This is a genomic window from Pectobacterium atrosepticum, assembly GCF_000740965.1.
Lineage (GTDB): Bacteria > Pseudomonadota > Gammaproteobacteria > Enterobacterales > Enterobacteriaceae > Pectobacterium > Pectobacterium atrosepticum.
The window spans coordinates 4,587,792-4,611,482 of sequence record NZ_CP009125.1 but is presented as its reverse complement, the minus strand read 5'-3'; the positions used below and the strand labels follow the sequence as shown (position 1 = coordinate 4,611,482).

20 protein-coding genes and 4 tRNA genes are annotated in these 23,691 nt (G+C 52.3%); 21 read left to right on the top strand and 3 right to left on the bottom strand.

What is annotated here, in order from left to right:
• Positions 1 to 19: 19 nt before the first annotated feature.
• From wzzE to GZ59_RS20445, 15 genes are all read left to right on the top strand, one after another.
• A complete protein-coding gene (gene wzzE, locus GZ59_RS20515) occupies positions 20 to 1,066 on the top strand; it encodes an ECA polysaccharide chain length modulation protein (RefSeq protein ID WP_011095680.1) in 1,047 nt (348 codons plus the stop codon).
• A gap of 67 nt (positions 1,067 to 1,133) precedes the next feature.
• Positions 1,134 to 2,258 (top strand): non-hydrolyzing UDP-N-acetylglucosamine 2-epimerase, encoded by a 1,125-nt coding sequence (wecB, locus tag GZ59_RS20510; protein ID WP_011095679.1) that lies wholly within the window; start codon positions 1,134 to 1,136, stop codon positions 2,256 to 2,258.
• A gap of 125 nt (positions 2,259 to 2,383) precedes the next feature.
• Positions 2,384 to 3,646, top strand: coding sequence for a UDP-N-acetyl-D-mannosamine dehydrogenase (gene wecC / locus GZ59_RS20505; protein ID WP_011095678.1), 1,263 nt, complete (start codon positions 2,384 to 2,386; stop codon positions 3,644 to 3,646).
• On the top strand, positions 3,637 to 4,710 hold the full coding sequence (gene rffG, locus GZ59_RS20500) for a dTDP-glucose 4,6-dehydratase (RefSeq protein WP_173361613.1): 1,074 nt from the start codon (positions 3,637 to 3,639) through the stop codon (positions 4,708 to 4,710). Before wecC ends, rffG begins: the two co-directional genes overlap by 10 nt.
• A gap of 54 nt (positions 4,711 to 4,764) precedes the next feature.
• Complete coding sequence (gene wecD / locus GZ59_RS20495) at positions 4,765 to 5,496, top strand: dTDP-4-amino-4,6-dideoxy-D-galactose acyltransferase (RefSeq protein ID WP_011095676.1); 732 nt, start codon at positions 4,765 to 4,767, stop codon at positions 5,494 to 5,496.
• A gap of 4 nt (positions 5,497 to 5,500) precedes the next feature.
• On the top strand, positions 5,501 to 6,631 hold the full coding sequence (gene rffA, locus GZ59_RS20490; protein WP_011095675.1) for a dTDP-4-amino-4,6-dideoxygalactose transaminase: 1,131 nt from the start codon (positions 5,501 to 5,503) through the stop codon (positions 6,629 to 6,631).
• A gap of 1 nt (position 6,632) precedes the next feature.
• Entirely contained in the window at positions 6,633 to 7,883 is a 1,251-nt protein-coding gene (gene wzxE / locus GZ59_RS20485; protein ID WP_011095674.1) for a lipid III flippase WzxE, read from the top strand.
• The gene (locus GZ59_RS20480; RefSeq protein ID WP_011095673.1) at positions 7,880 to 8,965 is read left to right on the top strand and encodes a TDP-N-acetylfucosamine:lipid II N-acetylfucosaminyltransferase; all 1,086 of its coding nucleotides are present in this window, start codon (positions 7,880 to 7,882) and stop codon (positions 8,963 to 8,965) included. Before wzxE ends, GZ59_RS20480 begins: the two co-directional genes overlap by 4 nt.
• Complete coding sequence (gene wzyE / locus GZ59_RS20475) at positions 8,962 to 10,353, top strand: ECA oligosaccharide polymerase (protein ID WP_011095672.1); 1,392 nt, start codon at positions 8,962 to 8,964, stop codon at positions 10,351 to 10,353. The genes GZ59_RS20480 and wzyE overlap by 4 nt, the downstream gene beginning before the upstream one ends.
• Positions 10,350 to 11,099 carry a lipopolysaccharide N-acetylmannosaminouronosyltransferase gene (gene wecG, locus GZ59_RS20470; RefSeq protein ID WP_011095671.1) on the top strand — a complete coding sequence of 250 codons (750 nt, stop codon included), beginning with the start codon at positions 10,350 to 10,352 and terminating at the stop codon, positions 11,097 to 11,099. Before wzyE ends, wecG begins: the two co-directional genes overlap by 4 nt.
• 328 nt (positions 11,100 to 11,427) lie before the next feature.
• A complete protein-coding gene (gene thrP, locus GZ59_RS20465) occupies positions 11,428 to 12,816 on the top strand; it encodes a bifunctional threonine/serine APC transporter ThrP (protein WP_011095670.1) in 1,389 nt (462 codons plus the stop codon).
• A gap of 142 nt (positions 12,817 to 12,958) precedes the next feature.
• A tRNA-Arg gene (locus GZ59_RS20460) sits at positions 12,959 to 13,035 on the top strand.
• Positions 13,036 to 13,151: 116 nt separating this feature from the next.
• Positions 13,152 to 13,227: transfer RNA gene (locus tag GZ59_RS20455), tRNA-His, on the top strand.
• A 49-nt stretch (positions 13,228 to 13,276) separates the two neighbouring features.
• Positions 13,277 to 13,363, top strand: a tRNA-Leu gene (locus tag GZ59_RS20450).
• A gap of 43 nt (positions 13,364 to 13,406) precedes the next feature.
• Positions 13,407 to 13,483, top strand: a tRNA-Pro gene (locus GZ59_RS20445).
• Between the two features lie 120 nt (positions 13,484 to 13,603).
• Here the strand turns inward: GZ59_RS20445 and GZ59_RS20440 are convergent.
• Positions 13,604 to 14,911: a histidine-type phosphatase gene (locus GZ59_RS20440; RefSeq protein ID WP_011095669.1), complete on the bottom strand. Its 1,308-nt coding sequence runs from the start codon at positions 14,909 to 14,911 to the stop codon at positions 13,604 to 13,606.
• Between the two features lie 248 nt (positions 14,912 to 15,159).
• On the opposite strand from GZ59_RS20440, the gene purB reads away from it, so the two are divergent.
• From purB to GZ59_RS20410, 6 genes are all read left to right on the top strand, one after another.
• A complete protein-coding gene (gene purB, locus GZ59_RS20435; RefSeq protein WP_011095668.1) occupies positions 15,160 to 16,524 on the top strand; it encodes an adenylosuccinate lyase in 1,365 nt (454 codons plus the stop codon).
• Between the two features lie 9 nt (positions 16,525 to 16,533).
• Positions 16,534 to 17,076: a GNAT family N-acetyltransferase gene (locus tag GZ59_RS20430; RefSeq protein WP_011095667.1), complete on the top strand. Its 543-nt coding sequence runs from the start codon at positions 16,534 to 16,536 to the stop codon at positions 17,074 to 17,076.
• Positions 17,073 to 17,864, top strand: a complete 792-nt coding sequence (locus GZ59_RS20425) for an amino acid ABC transporter substrate-binding protein (RefSeq protein WP_011095666.1) — start codon at positions 17,073 to 17,075, stop codon at positions 17,862 to 17,864. The genes GZ59_RS20430 and GZ59_RS20425 overlap by 4 nt, the downstream gene beginning before the upstream one ends.
• A gap of 139 nt (positions 17,865 to 18,003) precedes the next feature.
• Positions 18,004 to 18,675 carry an amino acid ABC transporter permease gene (locus GZ59_RS20420; RefSeq protein WP_011095665.1) on the top strand — a complete coding sequence of 224 codons (672 nt, stop codon included), beginning with the start codon at positions 18,004 to 18,006 and terminating at the stop codon, positions 18,673 to 18,675.
• 9 nt (positions 18,676 to 18,684) lie between these two features.
• The gene (locus GZ59_RS20415) at positions 18,685 to 19,446 is read left to right on the top strand and encodes an amino acid ABC transporter ATP-binding protein (protein ID WP_011095664.1); all 762 of its coding nucleotides are present in this window, start codon (positions 18,685 to 18,687) and stop codon (positions 19,444 to 19,446) included.
• Positions 19,447 to 19,523: 77 nt separating this feature from the next.
• Positions 19,524 to 20,681 carry a M20 peptidase aminoacylase family protein gene (locus GZ59_RS20410; protein WP_011095663.1) on the top strand — a complete coding sequence of 386 codons (1,158 nt, stop codon included), beginning with the start codon at positions 19,524 to 19,526 and terminating at the stop codon, positions 20,679 to 20,681.
• A 672-nt stretch (positions 20,682 to 21,353) separates the two neighbouring features.
• On the opposite strand, the gene hemY is transcribed toward GZ59_RS20410, so the two are convergent.
• Together hemY and hemX are read right to left on the bottom strand one after the other, a co-directional pair.
• Positions 21,354 to 22,547 carry a protoheme IX biogenesis protein HemY gene (gene hemY / locus GZ59_RS20405; protein WP_011095662.1) on the bottom strand — a complete coding sequence of 398 codons (1,194 nt, stop codon included), beginning with the start codon at positions 22,545 to 22,547 and terminating at the stop codon, positions 21,354 to 21,356.
• Between the two features lie 2 nt (positions 22,548 to 22,549).
• Positions 22,550 to 23,674 (bottom strand): uroporphyrinogen-III C-methyltransferase, encoded by a 1,125-nt coding sequence (hemX, locus tag GZ59_RS20400; RefSeq protein WP_011095661.1) that lies wholly within the window; start codon positions 23,672 to 23,674, stop codon positions 22,550 to 22,552.
• Between the last annotated feature and the right edge of the window lie 17 nt (positions 23,675 to 23,691).

Sequence of the window (23,691 nt, the reverse complement as noted above, 5' to 3'; positions counted from 1 at the left end):
AAATAATTTTGGGGAAGTAATGAAATCAGAGAACTTGTCTACCGGGAATGCGTTGATTGATAACGAACTGGATATCCGTGGTTTATTCCGCCTGCTGTGGCGTGGAAAGGTGTGGCCGATAGCAATCGGCCTGCTGTTTGCCGTCGTGGCATTAGGCTATTCCTATCTTGTTAAACAGGAATGGGGTGCAACATCGATTACCGACAAGCCGACGGTTAATATGTTGGGCGGCTATTACTCGCAGCAGCAATTCCTACGTAACCTCGACGCTCGATCGTTTTCCTCTCCTCAGCCAGAACAACCGTCTATTTCGGCTGGTGCTTATGATGAATTCATCATGCAGTTAGCGGCTTACGATACCCGCCGCGATTTCTGGTTGCAGACTGACTATTATAAGCAACGTCTGGAAGGTGATGAAAAGGCTGATGCAGCCTTGCTGGATGAGCTGGTCAACAACATTCAGTTTACGGCGCGTGATGACGGGAAAAAAACCAATGACTCCGTGAAGCTGGTGGCGGAAACCTCCTCAGATTCCAACACGTTGCTTCGTCAGTATGTGGTTTTTGCCAGTCAGCGTGCAGCCAACCACTTGAATGAAGAAATCAAGGGAGCCTGGGCTGCCAGAACCATTTTCATGAAGTCGCAGATTAAGCGTCAGGAAGCGGTAGCAAAAGCGATTTACGATCGTGAAGTCCGCAGCGTTGAACTGGCGCTGAAAATCGCACAACAGCAAGGTATTAGCCGTAGCCAGACGGATACGCCAGCAGATGAAATCCCCGCATCGGAAATGTTCCTGCTCGGCAGGCCGATGCTTCAAGCCCGACTGGAAACGTTGCAGACCAGCGGCCCGCATTATGAACTGGATTACGATCAAAATCGCGCGATGTTGGCGACGCTGAACGTTGGCCCAACGCTTGAGGCCAGTTTCCAGACGTATCGTTATTTGCGTACACCGGAAGAACCGGTGAAACGCGACAGCCCGCGCCGGGCATTCCTGATGGTGATGTGGGGTGCGATTGGTGTGCTAGTGGGAGCGGGTGTTGCCCTGGCTCGCCGTCTGCGTTAACCAGCTTGCTGATTTGCGTTTGATGCTCAGCGAGCGCCTGCGCCTAACCTGATTAAAGAGATTCAATGTGAAAGTGTTGACTGTTTTCGGCACCCGGCCGGAAGCCATTAAAATGGCACCGCTGGTTCATGCCTTGGCTCAGGATGGAGCCTTTGAATCGAGAATTTGCGTAACAGCCCAGCACCGGGAGATGCTGGATCAGGTGTTGCATTTGTTCGATATTACACCGGATTACGATCTAAATATTATGCGACCGGGGCAGGGGCTCAGTGAGATATCCTGCCGGATTTTATCGGGACTTGAACCCGTCATGGCGGAGTTTAAACCAGATTTAGTGTTGGTACACGGTGATACCACCACAACGTTGGCAACCAGTCTGGCGGCTTTTTATCAGCGTATCCCTGTCGGCCACGTGGAGGCGGGATTACGTACTGGCAATCTCTATTCGCCCTGGCCGGAAGAGGCTAACCGTAAGCTGACCGGGCATCTGGCGATGTACCATTTTGCTCCGACGGAGCATTCCCGCCAAAATTTGCTGCGTGAACATTTGTCCGATCGGCATATTGTTGTGACTGGCAATACGGTGATTGATGCGTTGTTTTGGGTGCGCGACCGTATCCTCGGAGATGCCTCACTACGCCGCAGCCTCGACGAGAAATATGCCTTTTTGGACAGCAGTAAAAAGCTGATTCTGGTTACCGGACACCGACGCGAGAGTTTTGGTAGCGGCTTTGAGCGTATTTGTGGCGCGCTGGCGGATATCGCTCGTCGACACCCTGAAGTGCAGATTGTGTACCCAGTCCATCTGAACCCTAACGTCAGTGAGCCGGTGAATCGTATCCTGAGCGATATTGATAATGTGATGCTGATTGCGCCGCAGGATTATCTGCCTTTCGTGTATTTGATGAATCGTTCTTACATGATTTTGACCGATTCGGGTGGCATTCAGGAAGAAGCACCGTCGTTAGGAAAGCCAGTATTGGTGATGCGTGATACGACGGAACGGCCGGAAGCGATAGAAGCGGGTACGGTCAAACTGGTCGGCACGGAAGTGGTGAGCATTGTCGATGCGGTATCTATGCTGCTGACGGATGAAGGGGCGTATCAGGCAATGAGCCGAGCCCACAACCCCTATGGCGATGGCCAAGCCTGTCAACGCATTGTGGATGCTTTAAAAAATCATAGGAAATGATTTTTAGCGCTGCTTTTGCAGCGACCCGAAGGGTGTCGGACAGGGATAGCTCGACATGAAAAATCGCCAGGAGCGATTTTAAACGTCGCCTTACGGCGGCAGACATAAAAATATCAGGTGACACTATGAGCTTTACTACCATTTCAGTAATCGGTTTAGGCTACATCGGTTTACCCACCGCAGCGGCATTTGCGTCGCGTCAGAAAAAAGTCATCGGTGTCGATGTGAACAAACTGGCGGTTGAGACCATTAATCGCGGTGAAATTCATATTGTCGAGCCCGACTTAGATACCTTGGTCAAGGTCGCGGTGGAAAATGGCTACCTTCAGGCGATGACAAAACCTGTGCCAGCCGATGCTTTCCTGATCGCAGTTCCTACCCCTTTCAAAGGCGATCACGAACCCGATCTGGCCTACGTTCAGGCTGCAGCAGCGTCCATCGCGCCAGTGCTGAAGAAAGGCGATCTAGTGATCCTTGAGTCGACGTCCCCCGTGGGGGCGACTGAGCAAATGGCCGAGTGGCTAGCCGATGCGCGCGCGGACTTGACGTTTCCGCAGCAGGTTGGGGAAACGGCGGATATCAATATTGCCTATTGTCCTGAACGGGTGCTGCCCGGTCAGGTCGTGGTTGAGCTGATTAAAAACGATCGCGTTATTGGTGGTATGACCCCAGTGTGCTCTGCTCGCGCCAGCGAACTGTATAACATCTTCCTGGAGGGTGAGTGTGTGGTCACTAACTCCCGCACCGCCGAGATGTGTAAGCTGACCGAAAACAGCTTCCGCGACGTCAATATTGCTTTCGCCAATGAACTTTCGCTGATTTGTGCCGAACAAAACATTAACGTATGGGAACTTATCCGATTGGCAAACCGCCATCCTCGCGTCAATATCCTGCAACCCGGTCCCGGCGTAGGTGGGCACTGTATCGCGGTCGACCCTTGGTTTATCGTGGCGCAGAATCCTCAGCAGGCTCGGTTGATTCATACCGCCAGATTGGTGAACGATGGCAAGCCACTCTGGGTGGTGGATCGGGTCAAAGCGGCCGTGGCGGATTATCTGGCACAAACGGATAAACGCGCCAGCGAGGTCACTGTGGCCTGCTTTGGATTAGCGTTCAAGCCGGATATTGACGATTTGCGCGAAAGTCCTGCCGTGGGAATTACCTCCATGATTGCGCAGTGGAATACGGGTGTGACGTTAGTCGTCGAACCGAATGTCAAACACCTGCCGTCCGTCTTGGCTGGGCAGGTAAAACTGGTCGATACCAGCAGTGCATTAAAAGAAGCCGATGTGCTAGTGATGCTGGTAGACCACCGTCAGTTTAAGGCGATTAACCCAGACGATGTGAAACAACAGTGGGTTATTGATACCAAAGGAGTATGGCGTTGAAACGTATTTTAATTACCGGTGGTGCAGGGTTTATTGGTTCCGCGTTAGTCAGATACATTTTGGCTGAGACGCAGGACAGCGTCGTGGTTGTCGATAAACTGACTTATGCGGGCAACCTGTCTTCACTGGCACCGGTTGCCGATAGCTCACGCTTCGCATTCGAGCAGGTAGATATCTGCGATCGTGCTGAACTGGATCGTGTCTTTACGGCTTACCAGCCTGCGCTGGTGATGCATTTAGCGGCAGAAAGCCATGTTGACCGCTCTATCGACGGCCCTGCGGCGTTTATCGAAACCAATATTGTCGGCACCTATACGATGCTGGAAGCAGCACGCCACTATTGGCAGAACCTGGCTGATGCGGACAAGAATGCGTTCCGCTTTCACCATATTTCTACCGATGAAGTCTTTGGCGATCTGCATGGGACGGACGATCTGTTTACAGAAACTACACCTTATGCGCCGAGCAGCCCTTATTCGGCATCGAAAGCCTCCAGCGATCACCTTGTTCGCGCCTGGTTGCGCACCTACGGGTTCCCGACCGTTATCACGAACTGCTCGAATAACTACGGCCCTTACCATTTCCCTGAGAAGCTGATTCCGTTGGTGATTCTGAACGCGGTCGCGGGCAAACCGTTGCCGGTTTACGGCGATGGCGCACAAATTCGTGATTGGTTGTTTGTCGAAGACCATGCCCGCGCACTTTACAAAGTCGTGACGGAAGGCGAAGTCGGTGAGACGTACAACATTGGCGGCCACAACGAACGTAAAAATATTGAAGTGGTGCAGACCATTTGCGCGCTGCTAGAAGAGCTGGCACCGAATAAGCCTGCTGGTGTGGCGCATTATCGCGATCTCATCACCTATGTGAAAGACCGGCCAGGCCACGATATGCGTTATGCGATCGATGCTGGGAAAATCGAACGTGAGTTGGGCTGGCGTCCAGAAGAAACGTTTGAGACGGGCATGAAAAAAACCGTCAGCTGGTATCTGAATAACGAAAAGTGGTGGCGCAGTGTGCAGGACGGTTCCTATACCGGCGAGCGTTTAGGACTGAACGACTAAACCTGTATTGAGATGACAGAAAAGCCAGATGGCGGAAAAGAAAGGAGCGAAACGATGTCCAATTCCATATCAGCAGGAAAGGGAGAAATTCGCGCCACGGTTGAACCGCTGGGCTGGGAGAGTGAATTCTTCCAGATTGACAGCGGTAAGCTGAATTTTTCGCCTTCTTCGCCTGTGTTGACGCCTGATGTGTTGAACGTATTTGCGCTGACGCAGGCCAAAATCGCGGCGGACAATCTGGTACTGGCGGATGCGCTGGCCGATCTCGGTTTTCGCTTGGTGGAAGGCGAGGTCGATCTCAGTTTGCCGCTGCATCCGACGACAGTCGTTACGCCACTACCGCGCTGGCGTGAAGCCACGCTCGATGATATTCCTGCTCTGAGGGACGCGGCATCACGTGTTTTTGCGCTGAGCCGTTTCCGTACGCCGTGGTATCAGCCGGAGGATAGTGGGCGTTTTTACGCTCAGTGGGTTGAAAATGCGGTATGCGGTACGTTCGACCACAGTTGCTTGATGATGGAAGATGCCGCGGGTCATCCACAAGGATGGGTCACGCTGCGCAGACTGGATGACTCGGATGCCCGTATCGGGCTGCTGGGCGTCTGGCCGGGCGTTACGATACGCGGTATTGGTTCACAACTGATGGCGCTGGCGGAAGCGTGGTGCCGACAGCAAGGGTTGATACGCCTCCGGGTTGCGACGCAGGTTGGCAACGTGGCGGCTCTTCGTCTTTATCTTCGCCGTGGTGCCACGATTGAGAGCACGGCGTATTGGTTATACAGGTGAATACATGATTCCATTTAATGCGCCACCGGTTGTCGGTACGGAACTGGATTATATGCAGGCTGCCATGAGCAGCGGCAAATTGTGCGGCGATGGCGGATTTACTCGCCGCTGTCAGCAGTGGCTGGAACATTACTCCGGTAGCAAGAAAGTCCTGCTTACGCCTTCCTGCACAGCGTCGCTGGAGATGGCCGCTATCCTACTGGATATTAAGCCCGGCGATGAAGTGATCATGCCGAGCTATACCTTCGTCTCTACCGCCAACGCCTTTGTGCTGCGCGGTGCGAAGATCGTGTTTGTCGATATCCGCCCAGATACGATGAATATTGACGAGACGAAAATCGAAGCGGCAATTACGGAAAAAACACGCATTATCGTGCCGGTTCACTACGCGGGCGTCGCCTGCGAGATGGACGCGATTATGGCACTGGCGAAAAAATACGATTTATATGTCGTGGAAGATGCGGCACAGGGCGTGATGTCCAGCTACAAAGGCCGCGTTCTGGGGTCTATTGGTCACATCGGCTGCTTCAGTTTTCACGAAACCAAAAACTACACCTCGGGCGGTGAGGGCGGGGCCACGTTGATTAATGACGCGAGGCTGGTGGAACGAGCGGAAATCATCCGTGAAAAAGGCACCAACCGTAGCCAGTTCTTCCGTGGACAGGTGGACAAATACACCTGGCGTGACATCGGCTCAAGCTATCTGATGGCGGATATTCAAGCTGCTTATCTCTGGGCACAGCTGGAAGCCGCGCGACCCATCAACGAGCGTCGCCTGAAACTGTGGCAGAACTACTATGCGGCATTCAAATCGCTGGCCGATGCGGGGCGTATAACACTGCCGACCGTGCCTGCCAATGGGATCCACAACGCGCACATGTTTTATATCAAACTGCGCGATCAGGACGACCGCAGTGCGTTTATCAATTACATGAAAGAAGCCGAAATCATGACAGTCTTTCATTATATCCCGCTACATAGCTGCCCGGCGGGTCTGAACTTCGGTCGTTTCTCCGGTGACGATCGCTACACCACGCAGGAAAGCGAACGGCTGGTACGTTTACCGCTGTTCTACAACCTGTCGGACGTCAATCAGCGCACCGTCATTAATACCATTCTGAGCTTCTTCTCCTGATATGTCGTTGGCGAAAGCATCGATATGGACGGCAGGCTCCACGCTGATAAAAATTGGCGCGGGGCTGGTTATCGTCAAACTGCTGGCGGTCACGTTTGGTCCTAGCGGTGTGGGGATGGCAGGGAATTTCCGCCAGTTGATTACGGTGCTGGGCGTATTAGCCGGGGCGGGGATTTTTAACGGCGTCACCAAATATGTCGCGGAGTATCAGCAACAGCCGGACCGGCTGAAGCCGCTGCTTGGCACGTCCATCACGCTGGTGCTGGGGTTCTCAACGCTGCTGGCGGTACTCTTTCTGGCAGCCGCAACGCCTATCGCTAATCTGCTGTTTGGGCATGACGATTATCACGATGTGGTTCGCGCACTGGCGTTTATCCAGATGGGGATTGCCTACGCCAACCTATTTCTGGCGATCCTCAAAGGCTATCGGGATGCGATAGGCAACGCGCTGGCCGTGATCGGCGGTAGCCTGATCGGGCTAGCGGCTTTTTGGCTCTGCCTGCGTCTGGGTGGCTATGTTGGCGCGCTCGCGGGGCTGGCGTTGGTGCCTGCGTTGCTGGTGATTCCGGCAGGAATTATGCTACTGCGTCGTACTCCGTTGTCGCTGGCGTCGCTAAAACCAGCGTGGGATCGCGCCATCGCTGGGCAGTTGGGCAAGTTTACGCTGATGGCGCTGATGACTGCCGTGACGCTACCCGTGGCGTACATCATGATGCGTAACCTGCTGGCAGCGCATTACAGCTGGGATGAAGTGGGCATTTGGCAGGGCGTCAGCAGTATTTCCGATGCTTATCTGCAATTTATTACCGCCTCCTTTACCGTTTATCTGTTGCCGACGCTTTCGCGCCTGACGGACAAGGCTGCGCTAGCGCAGGAGATTGTTCGCTCGCTGAAGTTTGTGCTGCCCGTTGTGGCGTGTGTCAGCTTGTGTGTGTGGCTGCTGCGCGATTTTGCAATCTGGCTGCTGTTCTCCAGCCAGTTTACGGCAATGAGAGATCTCTTCGTTTGGCAGTTGGTAGGGGATGTGATGAAAGTGGGCGCTTACGTCTTTGGCTATCTGGTCATTGCGAAAGCGGCGCTGCGCTTTTATCTGCTCACGGAAGTCAGCCAGTTTCTCCTGTTAACCGGTTTTTCTCACTGGTTGATTCCGCTTTATGGCGCACAAGGCGCAGCGCAGGCCTATATGGCAACCTACCTGGTCTATTTTTTGCTTTGTTGTTGCGTATTCATTATTTACCGTAGGCGAGCATGACGACACTGATTCATGTATTGGGATCTGATATCCCGCATCATAACCAGACCGTTTTACGTTTTTTTAACGACGTACTGGCGACGGAACTCCCCGAGCATCAAATTCGGCATTTCATCGTGGCTTCCCACGACGGTATTTCGCCGGCCGATTTTCCTGCATTGCGTATCGAAACCTGCGTGGATAAAAAAACGCTGGCTGAGGCGGTCATCGCCAGAGCAAAATCGAACCGCAAGATGCGCTTTTTCCTGCATGGGCAGTTTAATCCCACGCTGTGGCTGGCGCTGCTGAGTGGGAAAATTAAACCTGAGCAGGTTTGCTGGCACGTTTGGGGTGCGGATTTGTATGAAGAAGCCAATGGCCTGAAATATCGGCTGTTCTATTGGCTTCGGCGTATGGCGCAAAAGCGTATCGGGCATGTTTTTGCCACGCGTGGCGATCTGGCGTGGTATGAGCAGCGTGCCCCTCGCGTGCCGACGTCATTGCTGTATTTCCCTACGCGGATGGATCCGGCGCTGACGAGCATGAAGGTTGATAAACCACTGGCTGGGCCGATGACGATTCTGGTCGGCAATTCTGGCGATCGCACGAATCGTCATCAGGAAGCGCTGCGGGCGATCCACAAGCAGTTCGGTAACAATGTGCGGGTCATTGTGCCAATGGGCTACCCTGCGAATAATGCGTCCTACATCGCACAGGTGGAAAAGGACGGTCTGGCGCTGTTTGGTGTGAAAAATTTCCAACTGCTGAAAGACCAACTGGCGTTTGATGATTATCTCAACATGCTGCGCACTTGTGATTTGGGCTATTTTATTTTCGATCGCCAGCAGGGAATCGGGACGCTATGCCTGTTGATTCAGTTTGGTGTGCCGTTTGTGATCAGCCGGAAAAACCCGTTCTGGCAGGATCTGACAGAACAAAGCCTTCCTGTGCTGTTTTACGGTGACGACCTGGACGAAGCATTGGTGCGTGAGGCTCAGCGCCAACTGGCATCGGTAGATAAACACCAGATCGCGTTCTTCAATCCCAATTATCTGCAAGGCTGGCGGGATGCGCTGGCGTTGGCGACGGGAGAACCGACATGACGCTTGGGCAATTTGGAGGGCTGTTTGTCGTCTACCTGATTTCAGTCATCTTCATCCTGAGCTTGACCTGGATGGAGTTTCGGCGCGTACGTTTTAACTTTAACGTGCTGTTCTCGCTGCTCTATTTATTGACGTTCTATTTTGGTTTTCCCTTTACCTGCGTGCTGGTGTTCCGGTTTGGCGTTGAAGTCGTCCCCGTGCAGTATCTGCTTCAGGCGATGTTGTCCGCAACGGCGTTCTATGCTGTCTATTACGTCAGCTACAAGACGCGACTACGCCAGAAAACCTCCGTGCCGCGTGCTCCACTCCTGACGGTGAACCGAGTTGAAGCTAATCTGACCTGGCTGCTGCTGGCGTTGATTGCGGTAGCCACCGTCGGTATTTTCTTCCTCAACAATGGCTTCCTGCTGTTTAAGCTGCGCTCTTACAGCCAGATATTCTCTAGCGATGTGTCCGGTGTGGCGTTGAAACGCTTTTTCTACTTCTTCATTCCGGCAATGCTGGTGGTGTATTTCCTGCGCCAGACGCAGCGAGCGTGGCTACTGTTCCTCATCGGAACGGTCGCATTTGGAATGCTGACATATGTGATTGTCGGCGGGACGCGCGCGAATCTGATCATTGCCTTCGCCCTATTTCTGTTTATTGGCATTGTGCGTGGTTGGATTACGCTCTGGATGTTGGTCGCTGCTGGGATATTTGGTATTGTCGGGATGTTCTGGCTGGCGCTGAAGCGCTATGGGCTGGACGTCAGCGGTGATTACGCATTTTATACCTTCCTCTATTTAACTCGTGACACCTTCTCGCCCTGGGAGAATCTGGCGCTGCTGTGGCAGAATTATGACAAGATTGAGTTTCAGGGGCTGGCACCGATTGCTCGTGATTTCTACGTCTTTATTCCCTCCTGGCTATGGCCTGACCGTCCGAATCTGGTGTTAAACAGCGCGAACTATTTCACCTGGGAAGTGTTGAATAACCACTCTGGGCTGGCGATATCCCCTACGCTGTTAGGCTCGCTGGTGGTGATGGGCGGCGTGCTATTTATCCCGTTGGGTGCGATTGCGGTAGGGCTGGTTATCAAGTGGTTCGACTGGGTGTACGAGTTAGGGAAGAACGACAGCAATCGCTATAAGGCCGCCATTTTGCAGGCGTTCTGCTTCGGTGCGGTGTTCAATATTATTGTGCTAACGCGCGAAGGCGTCGATTCCTTTGTTTCACGTGTGGTGTTTTTCTGTCTGATATTTGGCCTGTGCCTGCTCGTTGCCAAACTGCTTTACTGGCTGCTGGAAAGCGCCGGACTCATCCGGCAGCGTCTGAGGCGCATGCGCGCCACGCCGCTCGCGCCGACACCCAATACCGTACAGGATCCGGTGATAAAGGAGCAGATATGACCGCGTTAAAAACCACAGAGACAATCCCTCTGTATACCATTCGTGGTTTGCCCATTCACGGTTTCCGCAATATGGGGACGTTTGTTGACTACCTATTTGCGGGAGAGCGGGTTGAAACGGGGACGCTTGTCGCGATTAACGCTGAGAAGGTGCTAACGGCGGAAAAAGAGGTGGCGCTGCGTACGCTGCTCGATCGCGCAGAATATAAGTATGCGGACGGCATCAGCATTGTGCGCTCCATTCGACGCAAGTACCCACAGGCTGACGTCACACGTATTGCGGGGGCTGATCTGTGGGAAGCGCTAATGGAACGGGCTGGCAAACAGGAAACGCCGGTGTTTCTGGTAGGGGGCAAACCTGATGTACTGGCGCAAACGGAAGCGAAACTGCGTGCGCAGTGGGATGTGAATATTGTCGGTAGTCAGGATGGCTATTTTACACCAGAGCAGCGTGATGCGTTGTTTGAGCGCATCCGTGCCAGCGGCGCACAAATCGTCACTGTCGCGATGGGGTCGCCAAGGCAGGAAATCCTGATGCGCGATTGTCGCCACCACTATCCTGATGCGCTGTATATGGGCATCGGTGGAACGTATGACGTCTTTACCGGACATGTTAAGCGTGCTCCGCTCGTGTGGCAAAACTTAGGGTTGGAATGGCTGTATCGCTTGCTGTCCCAGCCGAGCCGTATTTTTCGGCAGCTGAGGTTGTTGAAATACGTTGCTTATCACTACAGCGGTCGTCTATAGCTTCATTGAATTGGCGCGTTGGACGCGCCAACCTTTTCTCGTCGTCTTTTCCCACTGCCTTTCCCTCGTCGCCTTTCTCTACAGTAGATAACCCTGATTTTTCATTCCTATTCGACTTCAATTGTCTGTTTGCCAAACAATCGGAAAGACAGAATTCTATCTTTGGCGGATTCGTCATCCTTGATGTGTTATTCAAACCGACATTACGGTATTTTCATGACCGCCAATTTGAGGCGAGGACACAGTCTTTCTAACAGATAGCATTTCTGAAATAAGAACAATAACCGGCAACAGCCGGGATAAGCACAACATAAAGACAGAGGGATATATGGCAGAAGATGTAAAGCAGGAAAAACTCCATCGAGGGTTGGAAGCCCGACATATTGAGCTGATTGCGCTAGGTGGCACGATCGGCGTCGGGCTGTTTATGGGCGCAGCGAGTGCGTTGAAGTGGGCGGGACCGTCGGTATTACTGGCCTATATTGTTGCTGGAATCTTCGTTTTCTTCATCATGCGTTCAATGGGCGAAATGCTCTACCTAGAGCCGGTCGCAGGATCGTTTGCCGTCTACGCACATAAATACATGCATCCCTTTTTCGGTTATCTCACCGCATGGGGCTATTGGTTTATGTGGATGGCGGTCGGGATTTCGGAAATTACCGCCATTGGCGTGTATGTTCAGTATTGGTTCCCTGAACTGCCACAGTGGATACCGGCGATTGTCGCTGTCGCTTTGGTCGCGGGCGCAAATCTCGCTGCGGTAAGGCTGTATGGCGAAATCGAATTCTGGTTTGCGATGATTAAAATCACCACCATCGTCGTGATGATATTAGTCGGCGTCGGTATTATCTTCTTCGGCTTCGGTAATCACGGTCAGGCGACCGGATTCAGTAACCTGACCGAGCACGGCGGCTTCCTTGCGGGAGGCTGGAAAGGTCTGCTGTTCGCGCTGTGTCTGGTGGTGGCGTCCTATCAGGGCGTTGAGCTGGTGGGGATTACGGCAGGCGAGGCGAAAAATCCGCAGGTGACGCTGAAGCGCGCGATCAATAACATTCTGTGGCGCATCCTGATTTTCTATGTGGGCGCTATCTTCGTTATCGTCACGATTTTCCCCTGGAATGAAATCGGTACATCCGGCAGCCCGTTTGTGCTGACGTTTGCGAAAATCGGTATTGTGGCGGCGGCAGGCATCATCAACTTTGTGGTGCTGACGGCCGCGCTGTCTGGCTGCAACAGCGGCATGTATAGCTGTGGTCGCATGCTGTATTCGCTGGCTAACAACCGTCAACTTCCTGCCTGGCTAGGTAAAGTGACGGCCAGCGGTGTACCCGCAGCAGGCGTCATGATTTCTATTCTTTGTCTGGTGGCTGGGTCGCTTTTGAATTACGTCATCCCTAACCCGGAAAAAGTGTTTGTTTATGTTTATAGCGCCAGCGTGTTGCCGGGTATGGTGCCGTGGTTTGTGGTGTTGATCAGTCAACTACGTTTTCGTGAGCAGCATCGTGTCGCGTTGGCCTCACATCCGTTTAAATCGATACTGTTCCCGTGGGTAAACTACCTGACGATGGCATTTTTGCTGTGTGTACTGGTGGGAATGTATATAAATATCGATACGCGAATGTCTTTATTGGTCGGTGTCGCCTTTTTAGCCGTGGTCAGCCTGTGTTATTTCGCGCTGGGATTGGGTAAAAAAACGTCGCTGGCAGGGGGTAAATAGTCGTATTTGGGGGCGGGAAGAGCGGATTTGTACGTTATTTAGCTTGAAATGGACAAAGCATAAGCAAACGCATCATTTCGATAAAAAAGCACTAGACAGTCAGTCGCTAAGTCCGTAATATCCCGTCCCGCAACGGCGCTAAGCGCCCGTAGCTCAGCTGGATAGAGCGCTGCCCTCCGGAGGCAGAGGTCTCAGGTTCGAATCCTGTCGGGCGCACCATTATATTGTGTAAACGAGTATGTTGTGTGCAAGAGCTGCGGTGGTACACTTACCTTCGTAAAGAAAGTATCCCGTAAAAAGGATGTACCGCGTAATAAGATGTAAATGTGGTGATGGTGGCTATAGCTCAGTTGGTAGAGCCCTGGATTGTGATTCCAGTTGTCGTGGGTTCGAGTCCCATTAGCCACCCCAGATTTAGCAGTTCATTAACGTTTTTCGTTAATAAAAGTTTGTGAGTTATGCGAAGGTGGCGGAATTGGTAGACGCGCTAGCTTCAGGTGTTAGTGTTCTTACGGACGTGAGGGTTCAAGTCCCTCTCTTCGCACCACACACAAGCTAGAACATCAGTGATGTTCAAAAAGCAGTACATTCGGCGAGTAGCGCAGCTTGGTAGCGCAACTGGTTTGGGACCAGTGGGTCGGAGGTTCGAATCCTCTCTCGCCGACCAATTACAGAAAAAAGCACATCGAAAGATGTGCTTTTTTTCGTCTTAAATCTGCCTTCTCTTGCAAACGTCCTATCGGATTCATCAACCCGACAAGACGTTGCTTCTCCTCAGGAGATCGAGCTACGGCGCGTAATGTACCGTTGCCAGCGCACTGCTATCGATACTTTTCCGCATGGATTCCAGCGTCGTATCAAAAGGACACAGCGTGCCTTTTTCTGTCTGCTGACAGCTCTGAGACGTAAATTCCTCTTTCAGCAACGGCTGTTGCTCGCCCAGCGGCGTCAGCGAACGAATCTGATCCAGCGACTGTGTCTGGAAATAAATACGCAAAAAACGCTGCTGAGTCGTGGTATCGCGCCAGCGCTCAAAGACCAGACTGCCTGCGGGTGGGATGTTATCGGCGGTATCGCCGGGTAGTTGCCAGTGAAACTGCAACAGCGTGCGCAGGTAGGCAATGTTGGTGTCATGCGCGACATACAGCAAGTAAGGGGCTGTCGGCGGCTCGCCTTGTGTGGTGTCCTGCTCTGCTTGCGTCCCTTGCGCGAGTGCCTGTGCGATTTGCTGCATCAATAGTGAACCGCCACGCTGTGCAATGTAGGGAACATCATTGGTGAAGTCGTATTTGGCGGTCATCGGAGCCATCAGGGGAATAAGATCCTGTGCGCTGCGGACGTGACCAAAAGCAACCTGTGCCAGTGGCAAATTTTCGCTGTACTCCAGCAGGAAAACTTCACTCATATTCGCCAGCGTATTCAGGCCGCTGATAGAAGTCGAACCGTCTTTATCCTGTTTGAGCGCCCACGGTTTATCAAACACCGGACAGGGTTTATCTTCTCCACATACGATCTGTTTTAGCTGCTCAATACTGGGCTTCAGACGTTGATAAGCGAGATCCAGATCGCCTCCCATGGCTTTCAGTACAGCAGCTTTTGCCTGTTCAGGATCAAGCGTGCCAATCCCCATTTTATCGCCGTGGAACAGCGGATCTTGCTTTTCATCCTCAACGGCATGTGTAGTAACGCCGCAGCCGGGAAACATGCCGTCCATATAAGCTTGCGCGGTTGCGCGGGTGCGCTGTAACGGGCTGGCAAGTACATAAATCTGCTGTTCCGCTGGGCAACCTGAAGCGAACAGATGCTGTTGGCGATAATACTCGCCCTCATAGTGTCCTTTTATCACGGTGGCGGCATAGCCATGTCCGGTTAATTCACCCTCTCGCGTGACCCACTGCGGCCATTGTCGTGCCGTGCCGGACTCCAGTGCGGTTGTGTTGGATTCTGTCGGGGGACGAACGCCATGACGGCTAACTTCAACCACCTTTTCCATCAGGTAGCGATCCTGGGCTCGTGCCTGAGCAGCGAATGTTGAAATAATGATCATGGTAATCAATAAGGTACGGGGCATGCGTAATGTCGTGTGGAAAAGCATGATAATCCTTCGTCAGCAGTCATACGGATAAGGAGTTTCATTGTAGGAAGGAAAAAGTGACAAGCGGGTTTTTCAATACGGGAGAGAGTGTTAGCGAACATTTCCAAATGCATAGTTTGCAATCAAACTTTTTGATCTAAGATAGATCCGAAAGGTATAAAGCGCATAATTACCGCATGTTATATTTTTAAAAATTAAAAAGACGACATAAACCCCCGCCTGATAAATCCAACACTAACGAGTTAATTATGGCATCACATCTTATTGATTTTCTTCTTATAGGGAATAATTTTGGCACGCCTGAAATGCGCGGCGTCTGGTCCGAGCATAACCGTCTGACTAAGCAGGTCGAGGTAGAAGTTGCCTTGGCGCTTGCCGAGGGTGAACTGGGTGTCATTCCGCTGGATGCGGCAAAAACCATTGCAGAAAACGCTGACGCAAGCGCGCTTAACGTTGAAGAGATTGCAAAAGATGCGGCACGCATGAAGCACTCCCTGATGCCGACGATTGCAGCGATTCAGAGACAATGTGGCGCGGCGGGTGAATTTATTCATTACGGCGTGACCACGCAGGACATCGTTGATACCGCGACAGTGTTACAACTGAAACAATCTTTTGATATTGTCGTCAGAGATACACAACTGCTGGCCGTTGAACTGAAACGTTTGGCGAAGAAACATCAACACACGCTGATGGCTGGCCGTACCCACGGCATGCAAGCGCTGCCCACCACGTTTGGCTTCAAACTGGCTGTCTGGCTGGATGAATTTATCCGTCACCTCGAACGCCTGGGTGAAATCAAAGAGCGTGTTTTGGTCGGCAACATCAATGGTGCCATTTGTACCTATGCCTCTTTTGGCGAGAAAGGGCCAGAAATTGAGCGCCTGACGCTGGATAAACTGGGGCTGAATACACCGAATATCGGCTGGCAGTCTGCCCGCGATCGCTTCTCCGAATATGCCTCCGTTACGGTTCTGATCAGCGGTACGCTGGGCAAGATTGGCAACGAGCTGTACAACCTGATGCGCACCGAGATTAATGAAATCGAAGAGCCGTTCTCTGAAGGGAAAATCGGTTCTACCACGATGCCGCACAAACGTAACCCTGCCGCGTTGGAAGGGCTGGCGAGCTTGACTGCACCGCTGTTTAAGAGCGCCGCGCTGATTCACGAATCCATGAAAGTTGAGCATGAACGTGATGCGATGAGCTGGCGTGCAGAGTGGATCGCGCTGCCAGAAATCAACATCTATCTGTCTGCTCAGCTTCAGAATGCGCTTGGCATCCTGCGTGGAATGTCCGTCAACGAGAAGCAAATGCTGGCGAACCTCGATCTGCAAAATGGCCTGTTGTTATCCGAGAAAGTGATGTTTGAGATTGGCAAACGTCTCGGTAAGCAGACCGCCCACCATCTGGTTTACGAATGCTCTATGCAGGCATTCGAGCAGAATCAGCCTTTTAAATCGGTACTGTTGGCGCATCCAGTCCTTTCCGAGCAGGTGACTGCCGCCGATCTGGACGAATGGCTGAACCCAGCCAACTACGTCGGCAGTGCACCGCAGAAAGTCGATGAGGTGATTCGCTATGCGGATAACTCCGGTCTGCTGCCAGCATAAGGTGAAATCATGAGTATCGTATTTCGTCAGGCTACGCTTGCGGATGATGAGACTTTTTTGGCGCTGGCATTGGCCGCGTTTGAGCCGATTCGCCAGTTGGGCATCAATTTTTCTGCCGCCCATGCAGATATTGGCATGGTGCGCACGCACATTGCCTCACACGGCGTTTATGTGATGGAAAAAGGCGGGGAGATGGTGTCGTCATTTACCATCCGCTATCCGTGGGGGCCTGAGCCGGGCCCGCTCGGTCTACCGCATCTGGGTTGGTTTGCGACGCACCCTGGCTATAAAAAACAGGGATTGGGTAAGCAAATGATGAGCTGGTTGGAAGAAGAAATTCTGATTAACCAGCTCAAAGCGCCTGCGGTGTCGCTTGGCACAGCGCAAAACCACCCGTGGCTGATTGAGATGTACAGAAATTATGGTTTCAAGGAAGTCGGGCAGACGAATCTGGGAAAAGGACACCTGACCATCTGGATGGAAAAAATTCTTGATAACCAATTGTATGACCAGTGGAAAGATAAAAACTTAAAAAGAGAGGCAGTAAAATGATGAAAAAAGTAACGTTGTCTGTTCTGGCGCTGACGACCGCCTTTCTTGTTGCTGGCTGTGATTCTGGGAAGAGTGGCACCGAGCAGGAAAAAGTATTGAAAGTGGGTTCAACAGGCCAGAGTTATCCAAGTGGTTTCAAGCAAGATAACAAGCTGGTTGGGTTTGACGTTGAAGTCACGGAAGCTATCGCGAAAGATCTGAACTACAAAGTTGAGTGGGTCACCGCTGATTTCAGCGGCCTGATGGGGCAGTTGGAAGCGAAAAAGCTGGATACTGTAGCGAACGTGGTGGCAATTACCCCCGCGCGTCAGGAAAAATACAATTTTGCCCAGCCGTACAGCTTCTACGGCAGCCAGATTGTGACGCACAAAGACAACACCACGATCAATACGTTGGCTGACCTGAAAGGGAAGACGGTTGCCGGGGTCCTGGGTTCCAACCACGTCAACAACCTGAAGAAAGCATTTGCCGACGGCAGCGTCACTATTCGCACCTATGAAACACGTGATGGTGCGATGAACGATGCGCTGTCTAAGCGCGTCGAAGGCTACGTGAATTCACGTCCGATCCTGTTGGCGGAAATCAATAAGCGTAACCTGCCGTTCAAGCTGGTTGGCGAACCGCTGGTGATTGAAGAAGTCAGCTTCCCGTTCCATAAGGACGAGAAAGGCGATGCCTTGCGTAAACAGTTCGATGCACAATTGACGAAAATGCGTGAAGATGGACGTCTGAAATCTATCTCCGAAAAATATTTTGGCGAAGATATCACGGTATCACCGGCTAAATAACCTCACGCCGTCATTCTGGCAGAGTCGTCATTTAGCGTGATGACTCGTTATGTAGCCAGATGATTCGTTATATAGTCAACAGTCATAACCCTGTTCCACCGGCGCAATATGGCCGGTGGAAGCATTAATGGTATTACTCATGAATATCGATCTTGCCTACCTGTTAAAAGTCTTTCCCCAGGTATTAATGTATTTGCCAACCACGCTGTTTCTTGCCGTGGTTTCGATGTTTTTTGCTATGGTTCTCGGCCTTATCTTGGCGTTAGTCCGTGAAAGCAAGATCGTCGTCGTAGTAAAAATCGTCGAACTGTATATCTCGCTGTTCCGCGGCATTCCATCGCTGGTTCAGCTGTTTATCATCTACTTCGGCCTGCCACAGCTATTCCCTGGCTTATCCAATCTGGATGCGATGACGGCCGCAATTATTGGCTTTAGCTTGAAAACCTCCGCCTATATGGCTGAGATTTTCCGTGCGGGCTTGGCCTCGGTGGATTTCGGCCAGACGGAAGCGGGCCTGTCCATTGGCATGAGTAAAGCGCAGGTCTATCGCCGCATCGTGTTGCCTCAAGCAATGCTGAATGCGCTGCCAGCGACGGGTAATACCTTTATTTCTCTGATTAAAGATACCTCAGTGGCCTTTGCGCTGGGCGTCTCCGAACTGTTCGCAGAAGGCAAGATGATTGCCGCTGAATCTCTGCGTTTCTTTGAGACCTTCTTGGTTGTGGGTCTGATTTACTGGATGGTGATTGTGGTTTACGCTTGGCTGCAAAAACAGCTTGAGAAGAAACTGAATCACTCGCTACAGCGATAAGGGGCTGACATGATCAGTGTAAAGAATCTTTCTAAACGCTTTGGCGATCAGGTGGTGTTGGACAACATTAGTCTGGATATCGCGAAAGGCGAAGTCGTGGCGATTATCGGTCCATCGGGTTCGGGTAAATCCACGCTGCTGCGTTGCCTTAACCTGCTGGAAACGCCAGAGTCAGGTACGATCGAAATTGGTGAACAAACGCTGGATACGCGTCGTTACTCCTCCAAGGAGGCCTACGCGCTGCGCCGTCAGACGGCGATGGTGTTCCAGAGTTATAACCTGTTTAAGAACAAGACGGCGCTGGAGAATGTAACGGAAGCGCTGATTGTCGTGAAAAAAATGCCGAAGAAGCAGGCGACTGAAGTCGGTCTGGCTTTGCTGGAGCAGGTTGGCCTGCTGCCACAGGCGGCACAGTATCCGGTGACGTTATCCGGCGGTCAGCAGCAGCGCGTGAGTATTGCACGTGCGCTGGCGGTGGATCCGAAGGCTCTTTTGTTTGATGAACCAACTTCGGCGCTTGACCCAGAAAGGGTACACGAGGTGCTTCAGGTGATTCAGAAGCTGGCGAAAAATGACACCACGATGGTGATCGTCACCCATGAAATGCAGTTTGCGAAAGAAGTGGCTGACCGAGTGATCTTCATGGCGGACGGTCACATCGTCGAGGAAGGCCCTGCGGAGCAGGTGATTAGCTTCTCAGACAACCCGCAAACCCAGCGTTTCTTGCGTCAGTTGACCAAACTGCCTGAGCCGCTTGAGTACGATATTTAACGCACACGTAGACACACCTGCACGCCTGAACAAGGCCGTCCTGTCAGACAGGGCACGATAATGTGGAGTAAGAATTGATGAGAACAGCACCTCAGCACGAGCCTCTGGCTCAATTTATTCAGGCGTTTCGCCACGATTTACACCGCAATCCTGAACTGTCGAATCAGGAGTTCGAAACGACGAAAAAGATTCGTGCGGTATTGGAAAAAGAAGGGATTCGCGTCCTCGATCTGCCGTTGAAAACCGGTCTGGTCGCGGAAGTCGGCGGCCTACAGGATGGCCCACTGGTCGTGGTCCGTTCGGACATCGATGCCCTGCCAATTGAAGAAGAGTCTGGCGTAGAATTCACGTCGCTCAACAAAGGGGTGATGCATGCCTGCGGTCATGATTTTCACTCTTCCGCAGCGCTGGGCGCGGCGATTCTGCTGAAGAAAATCGAGCCGGAGCTGAAAGGCACGGTGCGAATTTTGTTCCAGGCGGCCGAAGAGACAGGGCTGGGTGCACCGGAAGTGATTGCGGTTGGCGCGTTGGACAATGCGGTGGCGATTTTCGGTATCCATAACGATCCGACGCTGCCCGTTGGCGTCATCGGTGGGAAAGACGGTGCGTTGACGGCGGGCGTTGACCGTTTTGAGATCAAGATTGCAGCGAAAGGCTGTCACGCGGCGAAGCCGCATGAAGGCAACGATCCGATTATTATTCTGGGTCAGCTGATTTCCGCGGTGCAAACCATCATCAGCCGCACGGTGTCGTCCGACAATAACGCAGTGGTGTCGATTACTCAGGTCCATAGCGGTAGCACTTGGAACGTTATTCCCGACACGGCCTACGTTGAAGGCACGGTCCGAACGTTCAATCAGGACACGCGTGATTTGATTGAACAGCGTTTCCGTCAGATCGTCTCGGGTATTGCCAGCAGCTTTGGCGCGGAAATTGAGTTCCTGTGGCACGCAGGGCCGCCATCAGTGATCAATACGCCAGAATGGGTTGAGTTTGCGCTGAACGTGGCAAGTGATGAAGGTTTTGAAGCACGCCGCGTCGAAGCCAGCCCGATTGGTGAAGATTTTGCGTTCTATCAGCAGAAACTGCCGGGTACTTTTATGATGGTTGGCTCCGGCGGACCCTATGCGCTGCACCACCCGAAATTCCGCGTTGACGACAGTGCACTGTTCCCGACCGCACACTATCTGTATCAGGTCGCTAAACAGAGTTTAGAACAGCTGTCCTCCCGTTAAGTCCCACCTGTTACTTAATGCTATCCGCGTCGACTCCTCGGCGCGGATATTTTTTTATTTTTTAAGCTGAATCAACAGCTTTGACAGGACTGTCGGAAAAGAACGACACCTGCGGTGATCTGCTGTCTCAAAAAAGAGACATTTAATTTATTGATTAATAATGATTAATATTTTATCTGATAAATTCGTCTCTGAATGGCGACAGGTTTTGTGAGTTCGCTCTCGTTTTTACCACCCAGCGTGTTGTTGCTTCCCCACTAGCGGATAAATAAAAATAGTATTTACTATTAGCTAGTTAAATTGAATTGATGAGGTCGTAGCAATAAAATTATGCATGTTGGCATAATTTGTGCTTAAATAAGCGTGTAGATGCTCATTCCACCTTCTATGCTTGCTTCGGCTTCATAATCCTGGGAATGACGCAGAGCCAATTTTGAGGTGCCTATCGTCCAACTCCAGATGAAGATGCAAATCTCCATCGGGCTTTCCGGACATAACGTTGAGTGAGGCACCATTCTGTTGTCTGACAGACCTGATATTTTCAACGCTTACCGTTTATCGGTAAGCGTTTTTTTTCGTCTGATGAAAATGCTGGGTCACAGCCTGCGATTGAAACATAAAAAATAAATAAGGCTCCAAAGAAGGAGCCTTATGAAAGAGATGATGCAGTGATTAGTTGGCTGGTTGCTGTAGCGTGAGTAACAGCCCCTCACGCCGCATTTGCGCCGCTTCATCCGGCAGATGCAGCCGCTCTAGTGCGTCGGCGCGCCAGGCGTAATCATAAGCATCTGGACGTAGCTCCAGCGCCGTGCGGAAGGCATCGCTGGCCTGTTGCCATTCGCCGTGTTTCATCAGTAGTTGACCTAACGTGCTGCTTAACAGCGGCGTTGCGCCATGTTGCTTGATGTACTGATGCAGCATTTTTTCCAGCTGTTCCGGATTGCCAGCTTTTAGGCGGGGCATTAGCAGAATCAAACGCTCGTCATACTGACGTTTGAGACCATCAAGAATGATCTTCTGTGCTGTATCATGATCGTCACACTCGATCAAATGCTCAGCCATTGCGATCTGAAGTGGGATCTCATGACGCACTTTGCGGCTCTGATTATTCCACCATGATTTCAGCCCTTCGCTGCCGCCATCCGCCATCGCCTGATTCATCAGACCGATATAGGCCCGCTGTTGCAGATCCAGCAAACGCGCTTCAGGGTACAGATTAATCTTGCGCATCGCAGGCAGAATATCCAGCAAGGCACCGTAGGCATGGGTACGCAGGAAAGCCTGCTCAGCCAGACGCAGCACTTCAGGGTGGCGAGGTGCGACTTCCAGCAATTTGTCCACGCCGTGACGTGAGGCATGATCTTCATTACGTGCTAGCTGAATACGTACGCGCGTAATATCCACCGGAAGCTGATCGGTATCTGCAACCTCGGCGGCACGCTCCAGGTATTGCTTGGTGCGGAATTCGTCACCGCGCTGCTGGGCGGCTTCGGCTGCCAAAAGATAGTTAACTACGGGCTGCTCGGCATGATCGGCATTGCGAGTCAGCAGTTTCTCTACCTGTAAATAATCACCTTCGGCCAGCTTGAGCAGCGCGGCTTTGGTCTGTTTTCTGGCACGGCTGCGTTTGCGGCCGAGGAACCAGCCGCGTGTGCGTGATCCTGTTCGAAGGATTCGGCGTAGCACCCACTCCACCGCCAAAAAGGCGAGGAAAAACAGCACCAGCATGATGACCAAACCCGTCACGCTGGTTTGAATGTCATAGTTATCCGTCTGGATCAGGACGTAGCCTTGGTGGCCCGCGACGATCGGGCCGATCACAACGCCTGCGATCAGGATCAGGAACAGCAATAAGACTTTCAGCATGTTCACTCTCCCTGCTGTGTGGCTGGCGGCTGAGCCAGTAGGTTACGAACGCGCGTTTGCATCAGCTTTTCCAACAGCGCCTGACTTTGTAGCTCCGTTGGAACATCCAGTGAAACCGACTGCTGGCTTAAGGCATCAAGCTGATCCAAAAAGGCCTGCGTCGTGGAGTCGGTGGTATCGAAGTAGGCGCGAACCCAGGTTGCTGCCGTTTCCAACGACTGTTTGTACACTTCATTCTGATGGCGAGGAATCGCCTGTGCGGCAACCAACAGACGTGAGCGGATGTTCTCACGCAGATACACGTCCTGATTCGGTGCCAGCAAAGGCTCAGCAGCGCTGTCGCGACGACGAATGGTGATAAAGTCAGCCAGGAAATTGTGCCAGCTTTTGCTCAGATTTTGTCGCCATTCGCTCAACGAAGCGGACAGCTCTGTGCTGTTGGCATCCATTGGCGCTTCATCGGTGTTGTTGTCGGCAAGCTGCAAGTTGTCAAGTTGATCGGTGAGCTGGTTCACTTTCAGGATGATGCCGTCAAAATCGACTTGGCTAACGCCTGCCAGTGCACCGATATCGTTGGTCAACGCGCGGCGAATTTCTATCAGGCTAGGGTCGTTCATTTCCGCGAGGCTGGCATCTGCGCTTTTCAACAATGCGCCCGCGGTGGTGACATCTTTGTCGCTCCACAGCTTACGCCCTGCCAGTTTTACCAGAAAATCTGCCTGAGCGATCAGCCAGGTATTGGTGTCATGGCTGGAAAGCGCCGCCAGTTTATCGCGTAGCTCGTCTGACTGACGCGTTAGCGCCTCAAGACGCTGTGTCGCGGTGTCCTGTATTTTGCTTTGCTGCTGTTGAGCATCCAGCCATTGCTGTTGTTCCTGCTTATGCTGTTGCTGCAAGGCGTTTAGCTGTGATTCCAGACGTTGAAGCGAGGCGGTTTCTCGCTGTGCCTGCTGGTGGCCGTGGTAATACAATCCCGCGCCTATTGCCAGCGCAATCACGATGGCGATCGCTCCCAGCACAGCACCACTGCGCTTGGGCTGCGGTGCGGGATCTTGCTGCTGATGCGCGGGTTCAACCCGTTCAGCAACCTCATCGGATGGAGCTGTGGGGGTATTGTGTTCCGTCATAATGGTACATCCCATGA

Bases quoted from the DNA above. Each gene is read 5' to 3' on its own strand.
- wzyE (WP_011095672.1), top strand. From the start codon at position 8,962: ATGACGCTTGGGCAATTTGGAGGGCTGTTTGTCGTCTACCTGATTTCA.
- rffG (WP_173361613.1), top strand. From the start codon at position 3,637: ATGGCGTTGAAACGTATTTTAATTACCGGTGGTGCAGGGTTTATTGGT.
- wzxE (WP_011095674.1), top strand. From the start codon at position 6,633: ATGTCGTTGGCGAAAGCATCGATATGGACGGCAGGCTCCACGCTGATA.
- wzzE (WP_011095680.1), top strand. From the start codon at position 20: ATGAAATCAGAGAACTTGTCTACCGGGAATGCGTTGATTGATAACGAA.
- rffA (WP_011095675.1), top strand. From the start codon at position 5,501: ATGATTCCATTTAATGCGCCACCGGTTGTCGGTACGGAACTGGATTAT.
- wecD (WP_011095676.1), top strand. From the start codon at position 4,765: ATGTCCAATTCCATATCAGCAGGAAAGGGAGAAATTCGCGCCACGGTT.
- GZ59_RS20415 (WP_011095664.1), top strand. From the start codon at position 18,685: ATGATCAGTGTAAAGAATCTTTCTAAACGCTTTGGCGATCAGGTGGTG.
- GZ59_RS20480 (WP_011095673.1), top strand. From the start codon at position 7,880: ATGACGACACTGATTCATGTATTGGGATCTGATATCCCGCATCATAAC.
- thrP (WP_011095670.1), top strand. From the start codon at position 11,428: ATGGCAGAAGATGTAAAGCAGGAAAAACTCCATCGAGGGTTGGAAGCC.
- GZ59_RS20410 (WP_011095663.1), top strand. From the start codon at position 19,524: ATGAGAACAGCACCTCAGCACGAGCCTCTGGCTCAATTTATTCAGGCG.
- GZ59_RS20430 (WP_011095667.1), top strand. From the start codon at position 16,534: ATGAGTATCGTATTTCGTCAGGCTACGCTTGCGGATGATGAGACTTTT.
- hemX (WP_011095661.1), bottom strand. From the start codon at position 23,674: ATGACGGAACACAATACCCCCACAGCTCCATCCGATGAGGTTGCTGAA.
- GZ59_RS20420 (WP_011095665.1), top strand. From the start codon at position 18,004: ATGAATATCGATCTTGCCTACCTGTTAAAAGTCTTTCCCCAGGTATTA.
- wecC (WP_011095678.1), top strand. From the start codon at position 2,384: ATGAGCTTTACTACCATTTCAGTAATCGGTTTAGGCTACATCGGTTTA.
- GZ59_RS20425 (WP_011095666.1), top strand. From the start codon at position 17,073: ATGATGAAAAAAGTAACGTTGTCTGTTCTGGCGCTGACGACCGCCTTT.
- hemY (WP_011095662.1), bottom strand. From the start codon at position 22,547: ATGCTGAAAGTCTTATTGCTGTTCCTGATCCTGATCGCAGGCGTTGTG.
- purB (WP_011095668.1), top strand. From the start codon at position 15,160: ATGGCATCACATCTTATTGATTTTCTTCTTATAGGGAATAATTTTGGC.
- wecG (WP_011095671.1), top strand. From the start codon at position 10,350: ATGACCGCGTTAAAAACCACAGAGACAATCCCTCTGTATACCATTCGT.
- GZ59_RS20440 (WP_011095669.1), bottom strand. From the start codon at position 14,911: ATGCTTTTCCACACGACATTACGCATGCCCCGTACCTTATTGATTACC.